This window comes from Lentzea rhizosphaerae (assembly GCF_042649515.1).
GTDB classification, from domain to species: domain Bacteria; phylum Actinomycetota; class Actinomycetes; order Mycobacteriales; family Pseudonocardiaceae; genus Lentzea; species Lentzea aerocolonigenes.
The window spans coordinates 633,230-647,004 of record NZ_JBHRZI010000057.1 but is presented as its reverse complement, the minus strand read 5'-3'; the positions used below and the strand labels follow the sequence as shown (position 1 = coordinate 647,004).

General features: G+C 68.3%; 15 protein-coding genes. 13 read left to right on the top strand and 2 right to left on the bottom strand.

The features are described from left to right. Both ACFOWZ_RS47745 and ACFOWZ_RS47740 read left to right on the top strand, forming a co-directional pair. Positions 1-489, top strand: a 489-nt coding sequence (locus ACFOWZ_RS47745) for a sensor histidine kinase (protein WP_382381291.1), incomplete at its 5' end; no start/stop codon positions are given. Between the two features lie 136 nt (positions 490-625). Next, positions 626-1,465, top strand: a complete 840-nt coding sequence (locus tag ACFOWZ_RS47740; RefSeq protein WP_382381289.1) for an SAM-dependent methyltransferase — start codon at positions 626-628, stop codon at positions 1,463-1,465. 222 nt (positions 1,466-1,687) lie between these two features. Here the strand turns inward: ACFOWZ_RS47740 and ACFOWZ_RS47735 are convergent, their stop codons facing one another. Next, entirely contained in the window at positions 1,688-1,855 is a 168-nt protein-coding gene (locus ACFOWZ_RS47735) for a hypothetical protein (RefSeq protein WP_166048541.1), read from the bottom strand. A 112-nt stretch (positions 1,856-1,967) separates the two neighbouring features. Between ACFOWZ_RS47735 and ACFOWZ_RS47730 the strand changes: the two genes are divergently transcribed. The 11 genes from ACFOWZ_RS47730 to ACFOWZ_RS47680 all read left to right on the top strand — a co-directional run bounded on the left by ACFOWZ_RS47730 (position 1,968) and on the right by ACFOWZ_RS47680 (position 11,916). Beyond that, positions 1,968-2,828: a S49 family peptidase gene (locus ACFOWZ_RS47730; RefSeq protein WP_382381287.1), complete on the top strand. Its 861-nt coding sequence runs from the start codon at positions 1,968-1,970 to the stop codon at positions 2,826-2,828. A gap of 63 nt (positions 2,829-2,891) precedes the next feature. Then, a complete protein-coding gene (locus ACFOWZ_RS47725) occupies positions 2,892-3,758 on the top strand; it encodes a LytR/AlgR family response regulator transcription factor (protein WP_382381285.1) in 867 nt (288 codons plus the stop codon). Next, a complete protein-coding gene (locus ACFOWZ_RS47720; RefSeq protein ID WP_382381283.1) occupies positions 3,755-4,183 on the top strand; it encodes a hypothetical protein in 429 nt (142 codons plus the stop codon). The genes ACFOWZ_RS47725 and ACFOWZ_RS47720 overlap by 4 nt, the downstream gene beginning before the upstream one ends. Before the next feature lies 1 nt (position 4,184). Further along, complete coding sequence (locus tag ACFOWZ_RS47715) at positions 4,185-5,984, top strand: sodium/solute symporter (RefSeq protein WP_382381281.1); 1,800 nt, start codon at positions 4,185-4,187, stop codon at positions 5,982-5,984. 259 nt (positions 5,985-6,243) lie between these two features. Next, positions 6,244-6,591, top strand: coding sequence for a DUF485 domain-containing protein (locus tag ACFOWZ_RS47710; RefSeq protein ID WP_382381279.1), 348 nt, complete (start codon positions 6,244-6,246; stop codon positions 6,589-6,591). Next, positions 6,588-8,180 carry a solute symporter family protein gene (locus ACFOWZ_RS47705; RefSeq protein WP_382381277.1) on the top strand — a complete coding sequence of 531 codons (1,593 nt, stop codon included), beginning with the start codon at positions 6,588-6,590 and terminating at the stop codon, positions 8,178-8,180. Before ACFOWZ_RS47710 ends, ACFOWZ_RS47705 begins: the two co-directional genes overlap by 4 nt. A gap of 138 nt (positions 8,181-8,318) precedes the next feature. After that, on the top strand, positions 8,319-8,813 hold the full coding sequence (locus tag ACFOWZ_RS47700; protein WP_382381275.1) for a SigE family RNA polymerase sigma factor: 495 nt from the start codon (positions 8,319-8,321) through the stop codon (positions 8,811-8,813). Next, positions 8,810-9,589 (top strand): hypothetical protein, encoded by a 780-nt coding sequence (locus ACFOWZ_RS47695; RefSeq protein WP_382381273.1) that lies wholly within the window; start codon positions 8,810-8,812, stop codon positions 9,587-9,589. Before ACFOWZ_RS47700 ends, ACFOWZ_RS47695 begins: the two co-directional genes overlap by 4 nt. A 59-nt stretch (positions 9,590-9,648) precedes the next feature. Then, on the top strand, positions 9,649-9,987 hold the full coding sequence (locus tag ACFOWZ_RS47690; RefSeq protein ID WP_030465537.1) for a rhodanese-like domain-containing protein: 339 nt from the start codon (positions 9,649-9,651) through the stop codon (positions 9,985-9,987). A gap of 2 nt (positions 9,988-9,989) precedes the next feature. After that, positions 9,990-10,895 (top strand): DUF4328 domain-containing protein, encoded by a 906-nt coding sequence (locus ACFOWZ_RS47685; RefSeq protein ID WP_382381271.1) that lies wholly within the window; start codon positions 9,990-9,992, stop codon positions 10,893-10,895. Between the two features lie 52 nt (positions 10,896-10,947). Continuing rightward, positions 10,948-11,916 (top strand): glycerophosphodiester phosphodiesterase family protein, encoded by a 969-nt coding sequence (locus ACFOWZ_RS47680; protein WP_382381269.1) that lies wholly within the window; start codon positions 10,948-10,950, stop codon positions 11,914-11,916. Here ACFOWZ_RS47680 and ACFOWZ_RS47675 read toward each other — a convergent pair. After that, entirely contained in the window at positions 11,913-13,598 is a 1,686-nt protein-coding gene (locus ACFOWZ_RS47675) for an MSCRAMM family protein (RefSeq protein WP_382381267.1), read from the bottom strand. The two genes, ACFOWZ_RS47680 and ACFOWZ_RS47675, sit on opposite strands and share 4 nt — an antisense overlap. Positions 13,599-13,775: the final 177 nt, after the last annotated feature.

The following is a 13,775-nucleotide window of genomic DNA, read 5'->3' as shown; positions in this document are numbered from 1 at the left end:
CACAGGTACCTGACCATCGAACAGGCCCGGTACGGCTCGCGGCTCAACGTCCGCCTGCGGATCGCGCCCGAGGTGCTGCAGGTCGTCCTGCCGTTCCTCGTCCTCCAGCCGCTGGTCGAGAACGCGGTCCGCCACGGCCTGGCCAAGAAGCCGGGCGGCGGCATGCTCACGATCACCGCAGAGGACAACGGCAACGAGGCCCTGATCAGCGTCGAGGACGACGGCGTCGGCATGGACCCCGACCGTCTCGACGACATCAAGGACGCCCACCAGACCGGCGCGCACGTCGGCATCGGCAACATCAACGACCGCATGCGCACGGTGTTCGGTGCCGAGTACGCCCTCGTCGTCGAGACCGCGCCCAACGCGGGCACCAAGGTCATCCTGAAGGTGCCGAAGTTCGCGCGGAACGTGCTGCCGAACCTCAACCTGGGCACCCAGCTGACCGACGAGCCGATGACGAACGAGCAGCCGGTCATCCGCGCCTGACCAGGCCTGCCAGCGGTGATGACACTGCGTGTGGAAAGCGGTCTCGCGCTCGCCCCGTTCGGCCGTCTGTGTCCCCGGGACCTGTCTGCGATCATCCTTTCGGGCTAACTTGATCAACACGAAGGACGGGGTCGCGATGGGTGCCGTTGAGGCTCAGGTGCGCGAGTACTACGACACGGCAGGACCGGCGTACGCGCAGCTCATGGGGTCGTTCTGGCACCACGGTGACCTGGAGGCCGAGAACGCGGGACTGTCCCCGGTCGAGGCGGCGCAGGCCCTGGCGCGCAAGCAGGTCGAGGCCGCGGGTCTCCAGGCCGGCGGGACCGCGATCGACTTCGGCAGCGGGGTCGGCGGCACGACCGTCTACATGGCGCAGATCAGCGGTGCGAACCTGGTCGGGCTGTCGAACAACGAGTGGCTCTCCGCTCAGGCCCGGCAGCACACCGCCGAGCAGGGCATGTCCGGGCAGGTGTCGTTCCTGACCGTCGGCGACGAGGACTACAAGACGCTCGTGGCGTGGCCGGCGGACTCGCTGGACATGGTCAGCTTCTTCGAGTCGGTGTGCCACCTGCCGGACAAGGCGAGCTTCTTCCGCGCGGCGTACCGGATCCTCAAGCCGGGCGCGTGCCTGGTTGGCGTCGACTGGGTGAAGCGGCCGTGGGGCGAGCACCAGACCGACGAGCAGATCGCCGAGTGGATCCGCCCGGTCGAGGAGGTCATCTCCATCCCCTGGCTCGGCAGCGTCGACGACTACCGCGGGATGTGCGAGGCCGCGGGGTTCACGGTCGAGATCGCCGAGGACCTCTACCCCGGCGTCGAGTGCTGGGGCAGCACGCCGCCCGACGACGGTCAGGGCTGGGGCGCCTACGAGGGCGAGCTCAGCACCGTGATCCACGACGGGAAGCGCGTGCTCGACGCGGCCCGTGCCGCCGGGGTGTTCTCGGTCGGCCGGTGGGTCGCCCGCAAACCGGTGTGACGTACGCGTTCCCACGCCTGCGGTGAAGCCCTCAACTCCGGCCCCGAACGTGCCGATTGTGGTGTTGACCAATGAACAGCCGGCGCTCCCTCAGGTCGAGGCCGGCCGCGAGTTAAGGGCATCATCCATTGCAGGAACAACAGGCACCCGAGCGCGTCCGCGTCTGCATCAAGTGCACCGCGAAGGGGTTCAACAGCTGCAAGTGCTGAGCGACGCCGCAGCTCAGCGTGCTGCGACGGCCAAGGTCGTGATCAGCACGACGGCGCACACGCTCCAGCTCACCCACATCCAGTAGATGTGCATGGGCGTCGGTCCGGCGGCGTTCTGCCTGCCCCGGTCGTCCCACCACTCGACGTAGCGCTCGAGCCAGCGGATCGGGTTGAACGTCACCCGCCGACTCTAGCCCGACGTCACGTGTTCTAAGTCACGCAGGGGCCCCGCGTTCCCCGGAAGGAAACGCGGGACTCCCGCGTGACGCCAGAACGCACGTACTGTCGAGTACATGAGCGTCACGGACAAGATCGCGGCCCGTCTGCCGAGGGTCATGGACCGGGGTGAGCGGCCGCCGGTCGTCGCGGCGGTGCGGTTGCACGGGGTCATCACCCCGCAGTCCTCGCCGGTCGCGCGCAACACGATCAGCCTCCAGAACGTCGAGTCGGCGATCAACCGCGCGTTCGACAACGAGCGCCTGATCGCCGTGGCACTGCTCATCAACTCGCCGGGTGGTGCGCCGACCCAGTCAGCCCTGATCGCCGAGCGCATCAGGGAGCTCGCGAACAAGAAGCACGTGCCGGTGCTCGCGTTCTGCGAGGACGTGGCGGCCTCCGGTGGCTACTGGCTGGCGTGTGCGGGCGACGAGATCTACGCGCACGGCACCTCTCTCGTGGGCTCCATCGGCGTGGTCAGCGCGGGCTTCGGCCTCGACGGCCTGCTGGAGAAGGCCGGCGTCGAGCGCCGCGTCTACACGGCGGGGGAGAACAAGGTGCGGCTCGACCCGTTCCAGGCCGAGAAGCCGGAGGACGTCGAGTGGCTCAAGGGGCTGCACGCCGATCTGCACGAGCAGTTCAAGGCGTGGGTCACCGAACGGCGCGGCGCCAAGCTCAAGACCGAAGAGGACCTCTTCAGCGGTGAGGTCTGGACCGGCGCGAAGGCCCAGCAGCTCGGTCTGGTCGACGGCATCGGCACCATCCGCACTGTCATCGCGAAGCGCTTTCCCGACGCCGAGCTGACCATCGCGGAGCCGCGCAAGCCGTTGCTGGCCAAGCTCGGGCTGACCGGTGCGTCCACCCGATCGGGCGATCTCGTGACGCAGGTGCTCGCGAGCATCGAGGAACGTGCTCGCTGGTCCCGATTCGGGCTGTGAGCATCAGTTCGGTTTCACAGGGCGTGTCGAGTCAACCCTTGACGTAGACATGACCGCACATTGATGGGCAAGATGCCCGACACAGTGAGTACCCAAGACAACGCCGGTCTCCTCGTCCTCGCAGTCGATGACGAGGCTCCCGGCCTGAGCGAGATCAAGTACCTGCTCGAGAGCAGTCCTCTCATCCGGCGCGTCCTCACGGCCTTCGACGCCGCCGAGGCTCTGCGCATCCTGAGGGGTGACTACGAGCAGGAGGTCATGGCGAGGACCAAGTCCGGCCTGCCGCCGGTCGACGCGGTGTTCGCCGACATCAACATGCCCGGACTCTCCGGCATGGATCTCGCACGGGTGCTCAGCGCGTTCCGGTACCCGCCCGCTCTCGTCTTCGTGACGGGCGTGGAGGAACGCGACGCGCTCGTCACGGCGTTCGACGTCGGCGCGCTCGACTTCATCAACAAGCCGATCAACGAGGAACGCGTCCTCAAAGCGATCTCCCGGGTCGCCGACCGCGTCGGTCGCACGGCGGCGCCCGCTCCCACCGCGCCCACCGCCTCGGCGCAGGCGGCCGAGCCGAGCGACGACGAGGTCATCCCGGTCGAGCTCGGCGGCACCATCAAGCTCGTGCCGCGCGCGTCCGTGCGGTACGTCGAGGCGCAGGGCGACTACGCCCGTCTGCACACGCAGGACGGCAGCCACCTGGTGCGCATCCCGCTCGCCCAGCTGGAAGAACGCTGGGCCAACGCCGGGTTCGTGCGCATCCACCGGTCGTACCTCGTGGCGCTGCCGCTGGTGAGCGAGCTGCGGATGACGGCGAACGGCTACGCGGTCGTGATCGGCACCGGTGACGGCGCCAAGGAGCTCCCGGTGAGCCGCCGGCACACCAAGGAGCTCAAGGAACGGATCGTCCGACCGCCGAAGAGCGGCTGGTGAGCAGGCACGACGCGGGAAAGCCCGAACAGGCCGCCCGCGAGGCCTGGCTCGGTGAGCAGGCCCGCAAACCCCGCAGGCGCAGGGTCGTGCTGGCGGACTCGACGAAGGCGCGCGGCAAGGCGCTCCGGACGATCATCGAACTGGAGGAGCAGACCAGCGTCGGCGAGAAGCTGGTCCGCGACCTCATCAGGCAGCAGCTCAAGTCGGCGTTCGGGCTCGCGTTCGCGGTCCTGATCGGGATGTGCCTGCTGCCGATCACCTTCTACCTGGTCCCGCAGATCGGCGACCTGAAGATCCTCGGCATCCCCATCCCGTGGCTCGTCCTCGGCCTGGCGCCCTTCCCGATCCTCTACGGGGTCGGGTGGGTCTTCCGCCGGCAGGCCGAACGGCACGAGCGGGACTTCGTGAACATGGTCGACCGTTGACGTGAACGCCACCATCTGGAGCCTCAGCGCCATCGTCGCCGTTGCGGCCGTCACGTTCCTGCTCGGGTACGTCGGGTCCCGCAAGGCGAACACCACCCCGGACTTCCTGGTGGCGCGCCGTGCGATCCCCGCGACCCGCAACGCCGCCGCGATCTCGGGCGAGTACCTGTCCGCGGCGTCGTTCCTCGGCGTGGCCGGGCTCGTGCTCAAGGACGGCGTCGACGCGCTCTGGTACCCGGTCGGCTTCACGGCCGGGTACCTCGCGCTGCTGCTCTTCGTCGCCGCGCCGCTGCGCCGCTCCGGCGCCTACACGTTGCCCGACTTCGCGGAGGCGCGGCTCGGGTCGGCGAACGTGCGGCACTTCAGCACGTTCTTCGTGGTGTGCATCGGCGTGCTGTACCTGGTGCCGCAGCTGCAGTCGGCCGGCCTGACGCTGACCACGATCACCGGCCTGCCGCCGTGGTTCGGCGGCCTGATCGTCACGGCCATCGTGGTGATCAACGTGCTCGGCGGCGGCATGCGTGCGATCACGCTGGTGCAGGCGTTCCAGTACTGGGGCAAGCTCTTCGCGATCGCCGCGCCCACGTTCGTGCTCTTCGTGGTCTTCCTCGCTTCTCCGCAGCGCGGCACGCAGCCGATCAGCGACGACGGTGTGATCAGGTTCCCCCAGGCCGAGACGGTCACCGTGGCCGAGCAGGTGGTCAAGGTCCGCGTCGACGAGCCGCTGACGTTGCGGGTGTACGGCCAGATCGACGGCAGGGGCGCCGACGGTCCGGTGTTCTGGGGCCGCGGCGTCTACGAGCTGAGCCCCGGCACGCGGATGGAGTTCACGGCGGGCAGCCCGGTGCCGGTGGTCGAGGGCTCGCCGACGACCAACCACGACTGGACGCGGCCGCAGACCGGCGGCATCTCCGAGCTGCTCAGGACTTACTCGCTGATCTTCGCGACGTTCCTCGGGACGATGGGCCTGCCGCACGTCCTGGTCCGCTTCTACACCAACCCCGACGGCAAGGCGGCTCGTCGGACCGCGCTGCACGTGCTGTACCTGCTCGGTCTCTTCTACATCTTCCCGACGGTGCTGGGCGTGCTGTCCCGTCTCTACCTGCCGCAGCTGCTGGTGAACGGGAAGACGGACGCGGCGGTGCTGATGCTGCCGGAGACGATGGTGCCGAACCTGGGCGGTCAGATCCTCGGCGCGATCGTCGCCGCAGGCGCGTTCGCGGCGTTCCTGTCGACCTCGTCCGGTCTCGTCGTGTCGGTCGCCGGGGTCGTTTCGACGGACATCATGCCGGGCAAGGTTCGTGACTTCAGGTGGGCAACTGTGTTCACCGGACTTGTCGCGATCGGTCTTGCTCTGCTGCTGCCGCGCTCCGATGCGTCACTGACCGTGGCCATGTCGTTCGCGCTCGCGGCGTCGACCTTCTGCCCGCTGCTCGTGCTCGGCATCTGGTGGCGCGGGCTCACCTGGGTGGGTGCCGTGTGCGGGCTCGTGGTCGGCGGCGGCATGGTCATCACCGCTCAGGTCGTGAGCGTCGTCAGCTCCTACACCGGCCGCTGGGCGCCCGCGTTCATCACCCAACCTGCGCTGATCACCGTTCCGCTCGCGTTCATGACGATGATCGTGGTGAGCAAGGCGACCCGCAGACGGGCGCCGGCGGACGTCAACCAGATCCTGCTGAGGCTGCACGCGCCGGACCCGCTGGGCTTCATCCGCGACCGCGACATCGCCCGGTTCGGCACCGCCGAGGAGAAGGCCAGGATGGCCGATGATCAGCGCAGGGGAGCTGGTCGGACACGGTAAGTACTCACCGTTTCAAATGGGTGAAAATTGGTCACTCGAATCGGTGAACGGTGATTGCGGTCACGCAGAGTGCTGTTCGTCTACGCATACTGACCGTTCGTCGCATCACCCGACTGCTGGGCGCAACGCCTCGAACGGAGCCTTACCTGAGTGACTCAAGTCTCCATACGGTTCTCGACCAAGAACAGGACCGCACCTGGAGGCGTCACGTGCACGTCACGTTGCTGACACCTACGACGAATACCGCGAGGAGGGGACTGTGAGCACTGTCGAGCACACCCCGAGCGAGTCGGCCGATGCCCAGAAGTGGGTCGACGTCCAAGCAAGTGATGACTTCGCGCAGCTGAAGCACCGGCTGCTGAAGTTCGTGTTCCCGGTCTCCGGGCTGTTCCTCGCGTGGTACCTGCTGTACGTGCTGCTCGCGGACTACGCGCACGGCTTCATGGCCACGAAGGTCGTCGGCAACATCAACGTCGGGCTCATCTTCGGCCTGCTGCAGTTCGTGTCCACGTTCGTGATCACGACGCTGTACGTGCGGCACGCCAACAAGAACCTCGACCCGTTGGCGGAGAAGCTCCGCGGTGAGATCGAGGGAGACGGCAAGTGAACGAGTCCAGCCCGATCCTCAACATCAGCATCTTCGGTGTCTTCGTCCTGATCACGCTGTTCGTGGTCATCCGGGCGAGCCGCAACACCAAGACCGCTGCTGACTACCTCGCCGCCGGCCGCGCCTTCACGGGCCCGCAGAACGGCATCGCTATCGCGGGTGACTACCTCTCCGCGGCCTCGTTCCTCGGCATCGCGGGCGCGATCGCCCTCAACGGCTACGACGGCTTCCTGTACTCGATCGGCTTCCTGGTGGCGTGGCTCGTCGCGCTGCTGCTGGTCGCCGAGCTGCTGCGCAACACCGGCAAGTACACGATGGGCGACGTCCTGAGCTTCCGGATGCGCCAGCGCCCGGTCCGCGCGGCCGCCGCGACGTCCACGATGGCCGTCTCGTTCTTCTACCTGCTGGCCCAGATGGCCGGTGCCGGTGGTCTCGTCGCACTGCTGCTCGGCATCACGGGCACCGGTGGCCAGGCCCTGGTCATCGCCGTGGTCGGCGCCCTGATGATCGCCTACGTCCTCATCGGCGGCATGAAGGGCACCACCTGGGTGCAGATCATCAAGGCGGTCCTGCTGATCGCCGGTGCGGGCATCATGACCGTCTGGGTGCTCGGCAAGTACGGCTTCAACCTGTCGTCCGTGCTCGGTGCCGCCGTCGACGCCGCTCCGAAGGCGGGCGAGAAGCTCCTCGGCCCCGGCCTGCAGTACGGCAAGACCGGCACCAGCAAGCTGGACTTCCTCTCGCTGGCACTGGCCCTGGTGCTCGGCACCGCGGGTCTGCCGCACATCCTGATGCGCTTCTACACCGTGCCCACGGCGAAGGAAGCTCGTCGCTCGGTCGTGTGGGCGATCTGGCTGATCGGCATCTTCTACCTGTTCACGCTGGTCCTCGGCTACGGCGCCGGTGCGCTCGTCGGTCCGGACAGGATCAACGCGGCACCGGGCAAGGCCAACTCGGCCGCCCCGCTGCTCGCACTCGAGCTCGGTGGCCCGATCCTGCTCGGCCTGATCGCGGCGGTGGCGTTCGCGACGATCCTCGCGGTCGTGGCGGGCCTGACGATCACGGCGTCGGCGTCGTTCGCACACGACATCTACGCCAACATCATCAAGAAGGGCGCGGAGGAGGACAAGGACTCCGAGGTCAAGGTCGCACGTCTGACCGCGATCGTGATCGGTCTGGTGTCCATCGGCGGCGGCATCATCGCCAACGGCCAGAACATCGCGTTCCTCGTGGCACTGGCCTTCGCGGTCGCGGCCTCGGCGAACCTGCCGACGATCCTCTACTCGCTGTTCTGGAAGAGGTTCAACACCTCGGGCGCGCTGTGGAGCATCTACGGCGGTCTGGCCGTGACGATCACCCTGATCGTCCTGTCGCCCGCCGTGTCCGGCACGCCGACGTCGATGTTCAAGACCGTCGACTTCCACCTGTTCCCGCTGTCGAACCCCGGCATCGTCTCGATTCCGGTCGCGTTCCTGCTCGGCTACCTCGGCACGATCCTGTCCAAGGAGAAGGCCGACCCGCTCAAGCAGGCCGAGATGGAGGTCCGCTCCCTCACCGGTGCGGGCGCCGAGAAGGCCATCGCGCACTAACGCTTTCGCTCTCGATGAACGGCGCTTTTGTCCACCTCAGGTGGACAAAAGCGCCGTTCATCGTTTCCGCGTTCGTGCAACCCTGGCAGGGCTGACCGCGTATTGAACGCGAACGCAGCACAAGCATGGGGGACCGGAGTGCGACGAGACGAGGAGTTCTCGGAGTTCTTCACGAACAGGTTCGACTGGGCACGGCGCACCGCCTACGCGTTGTGCGGTGACTGGTCGGAGGCGGAAGAGCTCGCGCAGAACGCGTTCGTGAAGGCGTACGCGAAGTGGTCGAGCGTGAGGTGGGAAAGCGCCGACGCGTACGTTCGCACGATCGTGACGCGTCTCTTCCTCGACAGCAGGAGACGGGTGCGTGGCCGTGAGCACCCGGTCGCCGACGTGCCGGAACGGGGTGTCGGCGGCGGGTTCGGCGAGCACGACTCCCACCTGCACGAGGCGTTGCAACGGGTGCCGCCCAAGCAGCGAGCCGTGCTCGTGCTGCGTTATGTCCACGACCTGTCCATCGAGCAGACGGCCGCTGAGCTGGGCTGCTCGGAGGGCAACGTCAAGAGCCAGACAGCCAGGGGGTTGGCGACGCTCCGCGAGGCGTACGGCAGCCCGGTCGACTCGGAGAGTGTTCGATGAACGTTGAAGACGAGCTGCGCGGGGCTCTCGACGTGTCCGCGCCACCAGCCACGACGACGCTGGACGACGTGCTCAGGCGCGGCAGGCGCCGGCTGTTCGCCCGGCGAGCGGGGGCGGCGTTCGGCGCGATGGCGGTGGTCGCGGTCATCGGGATCGGCGGCGCCGTGTGGAACCAGGCCGGACCGTCGGTGCCCCTCGGCAACCCGGGACAGTGGCCTCGGGTTTCGGAGACGGCGCGCGAGCCGATGCACCCCAACGATCCGAATCGCGACTGCGGCATCCAGCTGCCCGCTGTGCCGTTGGTGCGCAACTTCGGTGGGGTGGCGTTCTCCGCCGAGCAGCTCCGCTCGTGGCGGAAGAAGGCGCAGGCCGTGATCTCGCCGGTGGACATCGACTCGGAGATCGTCGAGGACGTCCTCAACACCTACGACTTCGACGTCGTGGACGAGCGCGGTACCGGCAGCGTGCGGCTTTCCGCGGGGACGTTCAGCGGCACCCCGTCCGAGGCGGCGGACGAGGCGGTGTGGGCGAACGGGAGCTGCGAGCCACCTCGCCGTGCCGAAGCCCGTGACGGCACCGTCTACCAGCTGTACGACCTGCGGTGGGAGTCCCCGACGAAGACGCAGACCCTGCACGTCTACCGGCCGGACGGCCACGTGTTCCGGATCGTGCAGTCCAACCGGGGCCGGGCGGAACCCTCACGAGGGCGCGAGACGCTGCCGCTGACCGTGGAGCAGCTCGTGAAGCTCGGGCCCGCCGTCGCGGCGGTGGCCTAGGGGGAGGCCGTGCCGGAGGTTCACGTCCGTGCAACCTCCGGCATGGCACCATCTACGGCGTGACTGTTCCAAGCGTGGAGATCGCCGACGTTCCCGCCGTGCTGCCCGAAGGCGCCGTCCTGCTGGACGTGCGCGAGCAGGACGAGTGGGACGCGGGCCATGCGCCCGGCGCCCTGCACATCCCGATGAGCGAGATCGGTGGCCGTCTCGAGGAGGTGCCGAACGACGTGCAGCTCTACGTCGTGTGCCGCGCCGGTGGCCGCTCCGCCCGCGTGACGCAGTACCTCAACCAGAACGGCTGGGAGGCCGTCAACGTCGAGGGCGGCATGCAGCACTGGGACGCGTCCGGCCGCCCGCTCGAAGGTGGCGTCGACGGCATGGAACCCGAGGTCATCTGATCGTGCAGCCGCTGCAGCCGATGCGCGTGGACTGGGTGGCGACTCCGCCACCCGGTGCGTACCCGCAGCCTTCGCAGCGGTCGCAGAAGCTGTCGTACGGCGGCCCGCCGAACTACCCGGTCACGCCGCGCTGGGGCTTCCCGCTGCTGGCGTGGCGCTGGCCGACGGCCGTGGCCGGTGCGGTCGAGCAGGCCGACTCGGTCGACGGTGTGCGCAGGCTGGGCAGGACCGCGCAGAACTCGCTCTGGCTCCTCGCCGCCGTCGCGGTCTGGGGCGCGCTGTCCGAGATCTGGCGGTACGTGCTGGTCGCGCTGAGCCGGTTCGGCGCGCTCTCGCCCGGTGTGGTCAGCGCGTCGGACGCGATGGTGGTGTCGTCCTCGGCGATCACGATCACCGGGTGCCTGCTCTCGCTCGTGCTCACGCTGCTGTGGGTGCGGCGCACGCGGAACGTGGCCGCGACCCTCGTGGGCTACGGGCCGTCCCGTTCCGACACGGAGGCTCTCGTCGGTCTCCTCGTGCCCGGCATGAACCTCGTCGTGCCCGGATCGGTGCTCGCCGAGCTCGAACACGCGGTGGCCCGCAGGCCGGCCGGTGAACGTCCCCGCCCGTCGAAGCTCCTGCGCCGGTGGTGGGGCCTGTGGGTGGCCTCGGGGCTGACGTTCGTGATCACCGTCCTGTGGTCGTTCCGCGACAGCACCCAGGCGCTGGCCGACGGGGTGCTGCTGCACGCGTTCGGTGACCTGCTGCTGGCCGGGGTCGCGGTGGCGACCGCGCTGGTCGTCCGCAGGATCACCACGCTCCTGCTGCCGGTGGACGCCGCGTCCGTCCGGCTGATGCGCGTGGTCGAGGTCAAGGACGCTCCCGAACCGCCGTTGCGTCCCGTGCGCGCCTCCGGTTCGCCACGCTGAGTTCATCCTCAAGGACCTGCCGGTGCTCCTCGGGGAGTGCCAGGTTGGGTGGATGCGGACACTCGTCGGGGCGCTGGTGATCGCAATGGCCGCACCAGGCGCCGCTCAGGCGCACGACAGGGACTTCGACCTCCAGGCACATCGCGGTGGCATCGGCCTCACGGTGGAGAGCACGCTCAAGGCGTTCGGCAAGGCGCTCGAACTCGGTGTGACGACGCTGGAGCTCGACCTCCAGATCACCGAGGACGGCCGTGAGGTCATCACCCACGACCGCAAGACGAACCCTTCCAAGTGTCTCGACACGAAGCCCGCCTTCCCCGGTGATCCCGAGTTCCCCTACGCGGGCAAGTACTTGAAGGACCTGACGTTCGCCCAGGTCCGGACGTTGGACTGCGGCAGCACCAGGTGGTCTCAGTACTCGGACCAGGAGCTGTCGCCGGGCGCCCGCATGCCCACGCTGGCCGAGCTCTTCGACCTCGCGCGCAGGCACCGGGCGTGGGGCGTCCGCTTCAACATCGAGACGAAGGTCGAGGCTGCGGCGCCGCACGAGACCGCGCCGCGTGAGCAGTTCGTGCAGCGCGCGGTCCGGGAGATCCGCCGCTCGGGCTTCATTGCGAACGTGACGATCCAGTCGTTCGACTGGGGCACCTTGATGCGGTTGCGCGAGGTCGAGCCGCGCATCCCGCTGGTGGCGCTGACCCAGCCGGAGTTCCTGCTTCCCGGTTCGCCGTGGACCGGTGGGCTGAACCTGGACGACTTCGGCGGCAGCGTTGCTCGCGCGGTGAGGAGCTTCGGCGCGAAGGCCCTGTCCCCGGTGCACACGATGACCACGAGGGAACTGGTCACCGAAGCCCGCGGACAGGGCCTCGCTGTCATCCCGTGGACCGTGAACGAGGAGTCACGGATGCACGAGATGATCGACACCGGGATCGACGGCCTGATCACCGATTACCCGGATCGGTTGCGGAAGGTGCTGAAGGAGCGGGGTTTCAAGCTCCCGAAGCGATATCCGCGTCGTTAGCTGATGCCGATCGGGTTGGCGGAGTGGTTGCCGGTCTGCAGTCCTCCGCGCTGGCCGGTCGAGATGCCGCACAGCGCCGCTTCACTCAGTCCTGCGGACGACGCCTGTGCCGAGGACAGCGTGTTGCCCGAAGCCTGGCCGTCGATGGTGACCGCGCTCGGGTACAGCTTGCTGTCGGCTTCGCGGCACACGAGCACGATCACCTTGAAGGTTCTCGGGTTCGTGTACGAGAGGTTCTTCGTCTCGCCGCGGACGACGGTGAAGGTCTCCGGAAGGTCCGAGTCCTTCACGTAGCCGGTCGGGGTGGTCGTCTCGTCGATCGTGTACGTGCCGGCCGGCAGGTTGGTGAACGGCGGCTGGCAGACACCGGAGGCGTCCGTGGTGCACGTGCCGACGACGGTGCCGCCGGTGCCCGTGCCGTTGTACAGGGTGAAGACCGCGCCAGGCACGTTGTTGTTGGCGTCGTCCTTCTTCTGCACGTTCACGGTGGCCGGACGCGCCGGGTCGGTGAACGTCAGCTGCTTGTTCTCACCGGCTGCGATGGTGAACGTGTACGGCAGGGTCGGGTCCTTGTCGTAGCCGGCGGGAACCGTCGTCTCGTCGACGGTGTAGGTGCCGACGGGCAGGTCGGTGAACTGCGGGGTGCACGAGCCGTTCGCCTGCACGGTGCAGGTGCCCCTGACGGTGCCGGTGGTGTCGGAGCCGTTGTACAGCGTGAAGACGGCGCCTGCCTGGCTGCCGCCGTCGCTGCCGAGCTTGGTCACGGCTGCGGTTCCGCAGTTGCGGATGTTGACGTTGCCCGGCCCGACCAGGTCCTTCATCTGCGCGGTCGACGACTGGCCGGAGCTGCGGCTGACGGCGTAGGCCTTGCCGAAGCCCTCGCACACGCCGGGCGCGAAGACGCCGGCGGCGGTCAGGTTGATGCCGGCCTCACCGAACTCGTGCAGGCCGAGCGTCTCGGTCGTCGGCGCGACGGTGTCCTGCGCGGTCGCACCGGTGTTGACGGCTGCCTCGGCGACACCGCTGGACAGCGTGGTCGCGGTGCCCCAGCACGGCGGGGAGTTGCTGCCGACCTCGCAAGCACCGGAGGTGATCCACCGCGAGAGCTTCAGGACCGGAGTGCCGCCGCCCTCGAAGTCGTAGACGATCAACATGTCACCGGCGGTCCGCTGCACGAGCCCGGACGCGCCACAGGACGTCGTGCCCTTGTTGAACTCGAACGCCACGTGCGCACTCGGCGACGTGGTGTTCTGCGGGATGCGGACCCACGCGAGCGTCAGGTACACGCTGCTGCCGACGGTCTTGCTCGCCACGTAGACGCGCTTGAGGTCGTCCTTGTTGGACGCTTTCGCCGTTCCGACGGTTGGACAGGTGTCGTCCTGCTTGGTGCCACCGGCGAAGCCCGAGTCGGAGGTGGTCGCCTGCCGGTCCTCCAGGCCCGTGAAGGCCCAGCCGGAGGTGACCTTGTTCGCGGTTCTGAGGCCGGGAGTGCCCGTCCAGGTGGCGGGCGAGAAGCTGTTCCAGTCGAAGTTGATCGAACCCTGCGGGTTGAGGTTCGCGTCGTCGTCCTCGAAACCGGCGGCGAGGCCCACCGGACCCGCTACGGCGACGCCTGCGGGACCGAGCAGGCCGAGCACGAACGCGGACACAGCAGCGCCCGCGATCATCAAACGTCTGCGCATTGGTTGCTCCGGGTGCGCGAGGACGCAGGCCCGGTCCCCGCACCGCGCCGACGTCCAGTGGACGGGTTGGCGGCCGGGCGGGAGAGTTGGTGCGACGATCAACGGTCGAGCGGGGCCGAAACATGAGCGTAAACATGCATTTCGCCAACAGCCCCGCTGCTGACTTGTTCAAGGCCG

Excerpts from the sequence above, each read along its gene's own strand:
- ACFOWZ_RS47740 (WP_382381289.1), top strand. The coding sequence starts at position 626 with ATGGGTGCCGTTGAGGCTCAGGTGCGCGAGTACTACGACACGGCAGGA.
- ACFOWZ_RS47730 (WP_382381287.1), top strand. The coding sequence starts at position 1,968 with ATGAGCGTCACGGACAAGATCGCGGCCCGTCTGCCGAGGGTCATGGAC.
- ACFOWZ_RS47725 (WP_382381285.1), top strand. The coding sequence starts at position 2,892 with ATGGGCAAGATGCCCGACACAGTGAGTACCCAAGACAACGCCGGTCTC.
- ACFOWZ_RS47695 (WP_382381273.1), top strand. The coding sequence starts at position 8,810 with ATGAACGTTGAAGACGAGCTGCGCGGGGCTCTCGACGTGTCCGCGCCA.
- ACFOWZ_RS47680 (WP_382381269.1), top strand. The coding sequence starts at position 10,948 with ATGCGGACACTCGTCGGGGCGCTGGTGATCGCAATGGCCGCACCAGGC.
- ACFOWZ_RS47675 (WP_382381267.1), bottom strand. The coding sequence starts at position 13,598 with ATGCGCAGACGTTTGATGATCGCGGGCGCTGCTGTGTCCGCGTTCGTG.